This is a genomic window from Prescottella subtropica, from assembly GCF_005434945.1.
Taxonomy (GTDB): Bacteria; Actinomycetota; Actinomycetes; order Mycobacteriales; family Mycobacteriaceae; genus Prescottella; species Prescottella subtropica.
Map to the genome: position 1 here is coordinate 1 of NZ_SKCH01000045.1, position 11696 is coordinate 11696.

The window sequence follows — 11696 nt, forward strand, 5'->3', positions numbered from 1 at the left end:
GTAGAGACTTGCATCATCACCGAGACGGTCGTGCCCGCCCCAATCCGCACCCCGATCGTGCGCCATCCCACCTTGAAACCGCAGGTCAGCGGGCGTCACTCACGACTTTGCCGAGGCCCTGGGCATGAAGCAGGTCGATCAATCGGCGCGGGTCACGGCCATGGTGCCGTAGATCGGTGGCGATGTTGACGTGACCGTCCAACCGGAGGACGCCGAAGGCTGTGTCGGCGAAACGCCCCGATCAACTGGGCAGCCTGGGTAAGCTCCTGTGCCCAGTTGATCGGGGCGTTCGTTGCACTCGTCCGGTTGATTCTGGATCTGTGACCAGGTGGGTGGCACGTCGCACCAACGGCGCTTCACCCATCAACCACCACCAACCTTATCGTGCCAACGCGGAGCGCGGCACCATCCTGGTCGATCGCACCAAGTCCGTTACTTCTTTACCGCGGTAAATCCACCCCTCCCCGCGTCCCGCATCTGCAGGAATCCGAGCCTCCACACCGATGGTCAGGACCCTACGCAGCGGATTGTTCAGGAAGCGCCGGGGTCTCCAGCGCAGCTACCACCCTCGCACGGGCGGCCGGGTAGTCGGCTCGCCCGCCGTCCACGGTGGGGAAACGTCCGTACCGGGCGCGAGCCGGCGCTGCAAGGGGGAGTGCGATCGCCCCGGCCTGGATTCCGGCAGGGACGCCGCGTTTCTTCCCTGGTCGGCGTCGCCACTCGATCTCCTCGGTCCACCAGCGGTGGAGTTCGCGGTCGACGAGGTGGCGGCGGGCGCGGCGGGCGGCGGTGCCTGCGGAACCGATCACAGCAGCGGCACGTGCAAGGCGGGGGGCACGCGTCCGGGAGGGGAGCAGGCGCAGTTCCCGCAGGCGGCGGAGGGTTTTCCGGATCGTGGCACGGCCGTAGCCCGTGGCATCCTCCAGGTAATTTTCGTCAATTCTGTGTGATGCGGAATTAGGAGATTCCCAGAATCTTGTGAGGAGGGCCCAGTGGATGCGGGCAGCAGCGGCACCCAGACCGGCGCCGTTCGCCCAGACGTCGTGGGTGTGGTGGTCCAGGAGTGCCGGGGAGGAACCGGGGGGGCGGGGGGCGGGTTCCCCTTGTGTTGCAGCTGTGTCGGGAGTGTCCGGAAGGGTGAGTTCCCAGGTGGCGGCGCGGGTGCCGGCCCCGTCGGCGATCCGGGTGACCCAGCCGTCGGCCGCGAGGGCCCGGAGGCGGCGGGAGGCGGTGGAGGCGTCGACGGCGGCGGCCTCGGCGAGACGACGGACGTCGATGTCGAGGCGCCGGGTGCGGGCGGTGCGGGCCAGGACGAGGAGGGCGTGCAGGATGCGTTCGTCGCTGGCGCCGCCGGGGCGCGCCCAGTAGGTGGGGTCGGCGGTGATCGCGGCCTCGATCCGGTCGAGTTCGTCGTCGATCGGGGCCCGTTCGGTGTTCGGGGCGGGCGCGAACTCGGCCGCGGCCACGAGGGCGCGCTGCCACTGGCGTTCGGTGTCGTCGCGGCCGCGGGCGGAGTCGTCACGCAGCCGGACGAGTCCGGGCGCGGTGGCGGCGGCGGCCTCGACGTCGGCGAGGGTGTGGCCGGCGCGGGCCATGCCCAACAGGATGCTGTGAGCGAGCGCGGACCGGTCCACTCCCGTCGCCGGGGGTCCGGCCAGCAGGGCGCGGGTCCGTGCGGTGAGCGGGCGCCGCGGCCGGTCCAGATGGGGGCCACAGGCCGGGTCGTCGACGATGCGGACGGTCCGGCCGCGGTCGTCACGTGACGGTTCCGCGGTGTGGGGGTGGCGGGCGAGCAGCCAGTCCACGACCGCCGGGTGGGTGCCGGTCTCCATGCGGGCCAGGACCGCCTCGAGAGCCCGTCCGTCGAGGTGGGGGAGCGAGTGCCCGCCGCGGCGGTGCGGGGCACCGGGCGGACGGACCGCACCGGTCACCGGATTCGACAGGGGCGCGGTGTCCAGGCTCGGGTAGTGCCGGCGCAACACCCGCGCCAGCCGAGCGACATCAGTCGCGGCCGCGCCGGAGGTGTCCAGTCGGACCCACACGTGCTGGCCGCCCGTCGGCCCCGACACGGTGCGCAGATGGTCGACGCCGAGCTCGTCGAGGTGCCCGCACAGCCGGTCCGCATCCGTGCGGGCGACGTCGGCGCCGTGCCGGGAGCTGTCGAAGTCGAACGCCAGCAGCCGGAACCGGTGATCGGTGCCGGTGAGGTAGATCGCCCACGGGAACACCGGGGCGGCCGCCGGCATCGCGGCCGTCGCCGCGTAGTCGTGCGATCCGGTGGGGTCGATCCGCACACGCGACCGCGGGGACCAGCCGCGCGTGCACGCCTCGAACAGTCGGTCGGCGACACGCGGGTCGGGGTTCGTTGAAACAAAGTCAGGGTGCAAGGTACCCTGAGACCACTCCTGCAAGAGAGTGTCCCTTCGGGGAATGTAGAGGGCAAAGAAGTTGGTAGCTTCGCCTCTACGCGACTTATAAGCGAAACCCTCGGCCGGCCAGCCGGGGGTTTCGTGCTTTGGCGCCTAGATCCGGCGGATCTAGGCGGACTTCTTGATCAGATCACCGTCCTCGGACTTCTCGGGCGCGGTCAGCTCGTCCACCGTGGTTCCCTCCGCGGCGGCCAGCATCTCCGTGAGGATCGTCCCCAGAGAGACACCCCGACGCTGAGCTTCCTCCTGGAACCATCGCCGCACGTTAGGGTGAACCTTGAAGTTCACCTGAGCAGGCTCATAGGTCAGCGTTGCCGGCCTACCCACCCTGCGCCGTTTGTACTCGGACATACCGTTGATCATTGCAGGTCGCACCCCGGATACGGACACGACACGCCGACCTCGAGGAATTTTTCGATACTGCGAATGAGTCCGGGCTGTCTCAGGCCTGGCTGATATCAGGCGAGCCGCGAGCATCGGAACAGGTCCTCCCTCGGCTACGACCTCACGCGATACCGGTGAAGATCCTGCAGGTCAATGAGTTCGGGGGCCCTGCTGCGGCAGGCGGTGACGACATCGACGATCACATCCTCATCAGCCTCTGAGATCTGGTCGCACATTTCACGCCGGCTTGCGACGCCACACATCCGGAACCCGACTGATCCCGGAGTACCAGGACGCCAGAGCAGGATCTATCGCTCTCAGCAGACGTGCAACGGTCCGGTGGTAGCCCATGACGTCGGTGTCGCACAGCGGTTCGAGGTGAGCGACGCGGTTCCTCAGACTGTGCAAACGGTCCACCCAGTACTTGATCACCGCAGGGTCCGGATGATGAGGAAATGCCTTGTGGAGACTGTCGGTCCATAGTTGCCGCTGTGCCTGCGGTCCGATTCCCGACGGATCCCTCAGGTCCTTCTTCGGTAGAAGCTTGTTCCACGTCCCGAATGTCATGTGTGCGACCACGTCGTCATGATCGACCGGGTGACCATGCCGCCGGTGGTCAGGCTGCCGTGCAACCCGGTCGTTCTCGGCCCGTCTCCTCGCATCTTGGTACGTGGAGTGTCGACGACCTCCGCCTCCTGCCTGCGGGTGGAGAATCGCCCATAGAGGACCTGCCGGGCTCTCTACCCACTCGCCGCCGTAGCGGACATTGCGGCGGGGAGGCTGGGCCGCGTTCCAGATCCGGAGCTGGGCGTCGATGGTGTTCCGCAGGAAGACTTCCGCGATACCGAGCGCCTCCTGTAGAGCCCCGCTCATCTCGATGTTCCACCGGTACAGCTCCAGCGCCTTGCGCGGGTCTTTCTCGCAGAGCGCGAGGTAGGGAGCGAAGCGCGCACCGGTGATGTGACCGGTGACTGTCCCTATCGTCGCTTGAAGCATCTCAAGGTTCCTTGCTACTCTCTTGTCAGAGGCGAGGGCTTGATACCTCGCGAAAACATTGAAGGTAGCCCCTGGAGCTTGTGCTCCAGGGGCCCTTTTTCATTAGAGCCCCACCCCGACGGTCTACCTACAGGACCCCGAGCATTCTGAACGGCTGGCAGGAAGATCTCTCCGCCGGCGCAGAGCTCCTCGCTCCAGTTGATCTCGTCCACCTGAAGGCAACGGCGCTCCGTATTCACCTCTGCGTGGACTGCGCTGGCCCTGCTCGCCACAGCGCTCCTGGAACCCGGTGCTCGTGCAGCTCCGCCGCGCCACACGAGCACCTGATGGGTTCCAGCTAACCGTCGATGAGCGTTCGGATCTGATCGAGGATCTCGGCCGCTTTCGCATCATCAGCGTCTGCCACCTCCAGCAGGAACGTGTCGTTCGCTTCACCCGGATCGAGGACAGCTTCGATTATCTTCCCGACCGCGGAGCTCTTGGCGTAGATGCGCACTTCCTCCCACTGACGAGGCTGCTCGTTGTCATCGATGGTCGCCCGCGGAAAATACCCGAGACCAATACCAGCCAGGGTCGTACTGATCTCGGCCAGAACCCGAGTTCCCAGCTTCTTGTAGGCCAGCATCTCGCGCAGATCCTGCAGCGAAGCGACCACCAGCCCATCCTGGATCACTTCGTCCTTGAGTTCACTGATGTTGCTGTAGCTCATACAAGCCCCTCCCCTTCGCCCGTCACATGAACGGTCACACTGCTCTCGATTGAGCAATACCCTACCATGACAGTCGATCCAGCGCGCCAATGTTGTTACAACTTTAGAAATAACTTGAGCGTGGCTGGCAGCATCGTCCGCCGATCGACTATCCGCCCTTGACCGCAGTGACCGACTCGGTCGGCCGCGGAGGCAGATGCCGGTACAGGGTGGAGCGGGTCAGCCCGGTCTTGGCGACGATCTCCGCGGCGGTGGCGCCGGCGTCCCGGAGCTGGACGGCGTGAGCGATCTGAGATTCCGTCACCACCGAGGGGCGGCCGGTGCGACGGCCTTTCGCGGTCGCGACGGCGCGGGCGTGGGCGGCGCGTTCGAGAGTGTAGGTGCGTTCCATCTGCGCAAACAACGCGAGCAGCACGACCGCGAGTTGCGCCATCGGGTCGTCCGGGTTGCTCGAGTCGATCCGGATCGGGTCGGCGAGGTTGCGGACCCCGACGCCGCGTTCCCGCAGATCGTGGATCAGGTTGAGGGTGTCGCGGACGTTCCGGCCGAGCCGGTCGAGGGTGTGCACGACGATGACGTCGCCGTCGCGGGCGTAGCCGAGCAACGTGGTCAATCCGGGGCGATCGGTTGTCGCCCCGGACTTGCGGTCGACGTAGATGCGGTCTTCGGCGATACCGGCCGCGGTGAGGGCATCGATCTGCCGTTCGAGCTCCTGTTTCGTCGTCGACACCCGTGCGTATCCCAGCTCCATGCCGCCGATCGTATCGAAAGTTGTCTCCGTAGCAGGGTTTCGACACATTGTTTCGGCATGAACTTATGGGACTCGGCGAGCTGGGGCGATCCGCACCGGCGGGGTGCCGGCGCGGATCGTCCCACTACCAAGGAAATGAGACGGGCGCTCATTCCTCGTCGCTGGCGGTTCGGGTCCGCCAAGGAGCCTTCGGATCAGCCAACGTATCGAGCATCAACTGGCACCAGAGATACGCCGCGTTCGCAGCAAGATGGGCATGACGGGTGCCGAGCCCGGAGGGCTTCCGGTCCCGGCCGTGACCAGTGCCGTATGCGTTGCGCAGTTCCGATAATCCGGTGGCGATGCTGAGCGCACCCCCGAGGATGCGCTTCACTCCCGATCCTCCGTCCGGGCCGGATGTACCGACTTGGCTCGGGCGAAGTGAGAGCGCTTCTTGTGCACGGTTGGCGAGCTGTCCGAGGTCATCGTCCTTCGTGAACGTGATACCTCGATCGGTGAGTACCAGCTTGGCCGTTGACTCGATCAAGTCTTTTGCACTGCCGATCGCCAGCTCGGGATCGTTCTCCACTGCTACCTGAATGCGGTTCAGATGGGAACGAATGACGGACGCCTCGGTGAGGTTGGCCAACGACCCCTCGGGAAGGCCATGTGAGGGAAAACTGAGGCGGCCAGTGTCCGTATCCCGTTTGTATCCATCGTGAGCAAGCGACGTCCAGAACTTCTCGACGTACTGCTCGTCGAAGTCCTCAAGCACGCGCTCCATTGCCCGTAGCGCTCGAACGACGTGCTGCTCGTCGCCCCAGTTCACTGACTCCATGAACTGTTGCGCGGTCACTCGTCGGACGCTGCTGTCCTCGTAGCTCGACTCGAGTTTTGGAACAAAGCCTTCGTCCTGAAACGCTGTGCTGATCACGCTAACGGTGCTTCCCGTTGCGGCGTCACGAAATCTACCGCGCGTTCCTCTGCTGACGAGGTCGCTCATACCCGCTCCTGGTGTCGACAATCCAGCGGATTCTAGTGAATGGCCCGGACATCCCTTGCGACGTGTGCCTAACGCCGCCCGTGAGGATCTGTTCGAAGCTGTTTCGCTGCCGCGAGAAGGTCTCTGGAGGCTGGCGGTGTCGGCAGCTCCAGATAGATTGCGATCATGACTTCCAGCCTTGAAGCGATCGTCGGGCGTCTCGCCTCCCGCAAGCCGGTACGTCCGGAGGCGACCACGCAAGCCGACATCTACATGCTGCTCACCACGGCGGCACTCGGGCTGAACACCGACGACGTCGTGACGATGGAGTCACAGCTTGCCGATGGCACTCGCCGACGGATCGACATCGAAGCCGGCCACGTCGTCATCGAGGTCAAGAAGGACCTGCGCGTCGGCGATCTGGCGGACGCGGAGAAGCAGCTCGCGGGCTACGTCTCACAGCGAACCAAGGAACTCGGTGGCCGCTACGTCGGCATCCTGACTGACGGCACCACTTGGCGGCTCTACCACCTCGCCCACGAAGAGCTGTCCTGCGTCTCCGAATTCGAGCTGAGTCCCCGGGATCCGGATGCGGCTGCGTTGCTCGTGTGGCTCGAGTCGGTGATGGCGACCCGAGAAAAGATCCGCCCCGTACCCGCAGAGATCAAGCAGCGACTCGGCTCCGAATCCCCGGCCCACCAGCTCGACTATGCAACGCTTGAGGCGCTGTACCACGACAACCGCAATGTTCCCGAGGTCAAGCTCAAGCGGGAACTGTGGGCCAAGCTGCTGCGCACAGCCTTCGGCACCGGGTTCGTCGACGACGAGGCCCTGTTCATCAACCACACCCTGCTGGTTGTGACCGCGGAACTGGTCGCCCACGCAGCGATCGGCTGGGACGTCTCCCCGCACGGACCATTGACCCCCTCTCAGCTGACTTCGGGGTCGGAATTCGCCAATGCCCAGATCCACGGCGTCGTCGAAGCCGACTTCTTCGACTGGGTCGTCGAGATCGCCGGCGGTGAGCAGTTCGTCGCCGAACTCGGCCGCCGCATCGCGCGATTCGACTGGTCCAAGGTCGAGCACGACGTCCTCAAAGTCCTCTACGAATCGGTCATCCCCACCACGGAGCGCGAGCAGCTCGGCGAGTACTACACCCCGGACTGGCTCGCCGACCGCGTCATCAACGACCGCGTCACGGATCCACTCACCACCCGAATTGCCGACCCGAGCTGCGGCAGCGGAACTTTCGTCTTCCACGCCGTTCGCCGCTACCTCGAGGCCGCCGAGGCTGCCGGCATCCCCACCGGACAAGCCGTCCTTGACGTCACCCGTCATGTTGTCGGCATGGACGTGCATCCAGTTGCGGTCACCCTCGCCCGCGTGACCTATGTCCTTGCCATCGGGATCGACCGCATCAACTCCGAGGACCGCGGACCTCTGACGGTTCCGATCTACCTGGGTGACTCGGTGCAGTGGGAACAGAACCGAGATCTGTTCGGCGGAGCGGACAGGGTCACCATCACCACAGCCGGCAACGAACTCGTCGAGGGAGGAGGTGTCCTCTTTGGCGACGACCTCGTGTTTCCGCGCAGCATCCTCGGTGACGCCAGCCGGTTCGACCGGCTTGTCTCCGCGATGGCCGACAACGCCCTCGACCTGAGCGGGAAGAAGGACAGCACCCTGATCGACCCGGTTCTGCGTCGGTTTGCGGTCACCGACGACGAAGCATCGATTCTGCGGACTACGTTCTCGACGATGCGGGCACTGCACCGCTCCGGGCGCAATCACATCTGGGGCTACTACGTGCGCAACCTGATTCGCCCGCTGTGGTTGTCGGAGCCGGGTAACCGAGTCGATATTCTCGTCGGCAACCCGCCGTGGCTGCGGTATTCGAAGATGACCGAGCCGATGCAGGCGCGGTACAAGACGCTCGCCAAGACGCGGAATCTGCTCAGCACCGGCCTCGGCGCTGCTGCCCGGGACCTGTCCACCCTGTTCGTCGTACGGGCTGTGGAGCTGTATCTGCGCGAGGGCGGCCGGTTCGCGTTCGTGATGCCGCACGGCACCATCACCCGCAAACCCCACGCCGGGTTCCGCAGCGGGAAGTGGGCGACCGGGACCGGCGATCACCTCACTGTGGCTTTCGAGACCAGCTGGGACCTTTCCGAGGCCGACACCGGGTTCCCGATGGTCTCCTGTGTCGTCCGCGGACGTCGCGCCCAGGAAGCTACCCCGGTGCCAGCCGATACGGTGAAGTGGTCCGGCCGCCTGCGCCACGCCGACCTGCCGTGGAGAGAAGCATCACAACGGATCACGACGGCACCGGGAACGGTGACTGCACTCGGCGACAGTGACGGTCCCGCTCCGTCGCCCTACAAATCGATCTTCCGCAACGGAGCGATCCTCTACCCACGCCTGCTGATGTTTGTGGAGAAGGCAGACGCAGGTCCGCTCGGTGCTGGCGCCGGCCGCGTCGCGGTGACCTCCTTCCGCACAACACAGGAAAAGAAGCCTTGGAAGTTCCAGCCCTCACTGACGGCTAGGGTTGAGCAGCGTTTCGTACGCACTGTCTACCTCGGTGAGACCGTGCTGCCACACCGGTGTGTGAAGCCCCGGCAAGCTGTCCTTCCAATCGAGGACTCGGGCATCTTGGTGGAGCAACAGGTAGCTGAAAATCCGGGACTTTCCGGATGGTGGGACCAGGCAGAATCCATCTGGAACGCCCACAAGCCAGCTTCTGACAAGGCCCAACTTCTCGATCGGATCGACTACCACGGTCAACTCGCCGCGCAGCTTCCGACCGAAGCACTGAGGGTGGTCTACACAAAGTCCGGCAACACTCTGGCTGCGGCCATCGTGCGAGATACCACGGCAATCATCGACCACAAGCTGTACTGGGCCCCGGTGGCAACCGAATCGGAGGGGCACTATCTGTGTGCAATCCTCAACTCCGTCACGCTACTCGAGCGGGTCAAGCCGCTTCAAGCGCTGGGGCTGTTCGGTGCGCGAGACTTCGACAAGAACGTCTTCGCGGTCCCATTCCCGAGGTACGACGCCGAGGATGACCTGCACGTCCGTCTCGCCGAACTCGGGTCGTACGCCGAGAAGACCGCGGCGGACGTCGACATCACCGCCGCCCGCACCTTCCAGGCCGCCCGGAAGAAGGTCACCAGCAATTTGGTCTCGGCTGGCATCGCACAGAAGATCGAAGACGCCGTCGCCGAGCTGGTACCGCTGGAAGCGGTCCTCACGGCAGAGGCCTGATCGAACTGGAGCTGCTGCACGGATAGGTGACATCTTGACCCGTCACCCGATCGTGCAGCAGTCCCACCCCATGTCTGCGACATCCGTAGGTCCAACCGCCCCATCCGACCTTTCCGGGACCCTGGCTCTCCACCCCACGAGTCAACTGCCGTGGGGCAGTCCCGTCCGATTCAGGAAGCTGCAAACACATGTCCTACTTTGAGAATGAGCACGAGATCAGAAACATCTTCAGCTATCGCTTTGAGCCGGTCGCGTGGAGTGGCCAGTACGAAGGCCCCGGATCCACCTTCGGCCTCTACATCCTGGAAGACCAGGACAGCCTCAACGAGCTCGCCAGCGAAGTCGAATCAAAAGGTAGCCCCGAGGGGGTAGCCGATGAGATCAGAGACCTCAAAGGCTATTGGGTCATCGCGGGACCAGACGAAGACTTCCATTACTTCAGCACTAAAGCGGAAGCGATCGCCTTCTACGAGGAACTCGACGACAGGTATCAGAAATGGATTGACGGCGAGACCGGCGACGACAACTGAGAAACGTCGCCAGGGTAAGTGGATCTTCCGGTTCTAGAGTGCATCGATCGCATGGGTGAGGTTGCCGCAGTGCAGGAGTGACCGGATGCGGTAGTGGGTGAGGTTGCGGAAGCCGAGGGCGTGGCGACGGAGAGCTTCGAGGCGTCCGTTGATGGCTTCGGTGGGCCCGTTCGATGTGCGGTGGTCGAAGTAGGCGAGTCCGTCGGATCGTCGTCGGTGCAGGGTGCGGCCGAGCTGGGCGAGTTCTTCGAGGCCGGCGGGGACGCCGCTGCGGATGGTGTCGATCACCGCCGCCAACTTCGCCTTGCCGCGGCGGCGGTCGGGGTCGGCGTAGGCGGCGGTCGGGGTCGGCGTAGGCGGCGGTGACGTCCTGATAGATCCACTAGGTGACCTGCACCGGAAGATGCTGTTCGTCGGCGAACACCGCTTGAGGCGGCGGCGTTGCCGGCCTGTCAGCAGTTGGTCTCGGGTGCGGGCGGTGCGGCGGATGCCGTAGAGCGGATCCCCGGACCGGCCCCGATGCCCGCAGGTGTGTTGCTGGACCCGCTGCCGGCACAGGTTCAGCTTCGTGCCGGCCAGGGCGCGGTCGATACACATCTGCGGCGAGTGCAGGCGGAGGCGGCGAAGGTGCAGGCCGACGCGAGCGCCGAGATTACGGAGATACGGGGCCGTCTCGACCAGGCCCTCGACGACCGCACGAACGCCGATGCCGCGGCAGCCGCCGCGGACACCGAACTCGACCAGGCCCGCCGCGACCACACCACCGCCATCACCGAACTACAAGGACAGCTCGACGAACTCCAGGCACAGCTGCGTACCGCCGTCGAGGAACGCGACACCGCGATCGCCGCCCGCGACGCCGACCGGGCGGCTGCGGCCGCGACGATCGGCCGCCTCGAATCCGACCTCACCACCGAACGCGAGACCGTCCGCGCCGAGCGGGAACGCACCGACACCGTCCGGGACCAGCTCGCCGCCGCCCGCACCGAGCTCGCCGAAGCCCGCGCCCACACCGCCGCCGCCCGTGAACGCGCCGACGAACTCCGCACCGAACTCGACACCCTCCGCACCACCGGCACCCCTGCCCGCCGGCGGGACCGCCACCCTACCTCGCCGGGTCCGGCGGGGTGGGGTGGTCAGTCGTCCCGGTCGGCGGCCAGGCGCCGGTAGATCCCGAGGATCAGCACCAGGTTGACCAGAGACAACCCCAGGGACAACGCCACAGAGATCCACACCATTGCCCGCATCCTCCACTTCGTCGGCTACACACACATAGTCGAGACGACGGTGGACACGGGCGGATACCACGCCCACCGGGTGTTGCTTCTTCTTCCTTCGCGCTCGACCCGAACGTCGCCCAGTGCCAGCTGGGCGCCGCTCCTCGACGATCGTTTCCGGACCGCGCCGGCGCGCCCCGCCGCACATTCGGGGTATCCGCAGCTTCCGTCTCGAGCAGACGTCAACCACGCCGGGTGGTGAGTGCCTGCGACTCCCGGATCCGGTGCCGGGAGAGTCCCCTGGGGTGGTGTAAACCGGGATCCCCGAATCCGTGACCGTGTCGGTCCCGGAAGCGGAAGAGCCACCGCGTGAAGCTCTGTGAGTACCGACCAAGGAACTCACGACAAGGAGACCACGCGATGGCCCTGGACCAGTCTGCCCTATCCGAGCT

The 11696-nt window shown here is 65.4% G+C and carries 9 protein-coding genes and 1 pseudogene; 3 read left to right on the plus strand and 7 right to left on the minus strand.

What is annotated here, in order from left to right:
* Positions 1 to 515: 515 nt before the first annotated feature.
* The 6 genes from E0497_RS20020 to E0497_RS20040 all read right to left on the minus strand — a co-directional run bounded on the left by E0497_RS20020 (position 516) and on the right by E0497_RS20040 (position 6251).
* Positions 516 to 2294 (minus strand): helix-turn-helix domain-containing protein, encoded by a 1779-nt coding sequence (locus E0497_RS20020; RefSeq protein ID WP_137726555.1) that lies wholly within the window; start codon positions 2292 to 2294, stop codon positions 516 to 518.
* A 243-nt stretch (positions 2295 to 2537) separates the two neighbouring features.
* On the minus strand, positions 2538 to 2693 hold the full coding sequence (locus tag E0497_RS20500) for a hypothetical protein (protein ID WP_161987472.1): 156 nt from the start codon (positions 2691 to 2693) through the stop codon (positions 2538 to 2540).
* A gap of 357 nt (positions 2694 to 3050) precedes the next feature.
* Positions 3051 to 3809 (minus strand): Swt1 family HEPN domain-containing protein, encoded by a 759-nt coding sequence (locus tag E0497_RS20025; protein WP_137726556.1) that lies wholly within the window; start codon positions 3807 to 3809, stop codon positions 3051 to 3053.
* A gap of 337 nt (positions 3810 to 4146) precedes the next feature.
* On the minus strand, positions 4147 to 4518 hold the full coding sequence (locus tag E0497_RS20030) for a hypothetical protein (protein WP_137726557.1): 372 nt from the start codon (positions 4516 to 4518) through the stop codon (positions 4147 to 4149).
* A gap of 148 nt (positions 4519 to 4666) precedes the next feature.
* Positions 4667 to 5269, minus strand: a complete 603-nt coding sequence (locus E0497_RS20035; RefSeq protein ID WP_137726558.1) for a recombinase family protein — start codon at positions 5267 to 5269, stop codon at positions 4667 to 4669.
* A gap of 148 nt (positions 5270 to 5417) precedes the next feature.
* Positions 5418 to 6251: an abortive infection family protein gene (locus E0497_RS20040; protein WP_137726559.1), complete on the minus strand. Its 834-nt coding sequence runs from the start codon at positions 6249 to 6251 to the stop codon at positions 5418 to 5420.
* 165 nt (positions 6252 to 6416) lie between these two features.
* Between E0497_RS20040 and E0497_RS20045 the strand changes: the two genes are divergently transcribed.
* Together E0497_RS20045 and E0497_RS20050 are read left to right on the plus strand one after the other, a co-directional pair.
* On the plus strand, positions 6417 to 9497 hold the full coding sequence (locus E0497_RS20045; protein WP_137726560.1) for an N-6 DNA methylase: 3081 nt from the start codon (positions 6417 to 6419) through the stop codon (positions 9495 to 9497).
* A gap of 188 nt (positions 9498 to 9685) precedes the next feature.
* The gene (locus tag E0497_RS20050; protein WP_137726561.1) at positions 9686 to 10027 is read left to right on the plus strand and encodes a hypothetical protein; all 342 of its coding nucleotides are present in this window, start codon (positions 9686 to 9688) and stop codon (positions 10025 to 10027) included.
* 33 nt (positions 10028 to 10060) lie between these two features.
* On the opposite strand, the pseudogene E0497_RS20055 reads toward E0497_RS20050, so the two are convergent.
* Positions 10061 to 10609: pseudogene (locus tag E0497_RS20055) on the minus strand (ISL3 family transposase); the annotation flags it as partial.
* Between the two features lie 24 nt (positions 10610 to 10633).
* Between E0497_RS20055 and E0497_RS20060 the strand changes: the two are divergent.
* Complete coding sequence (locus tag E0497_RS20060; protein ID WP_137726562.1) at positions 10634 to 11197, plus strand: hypothetical protein; 564 nt, start codon at positions 10634 to 10636, stop codon at positions 11195 to 11197.
* Positions 11198 to 11696 lie beyond the last annotated feature (499 nt).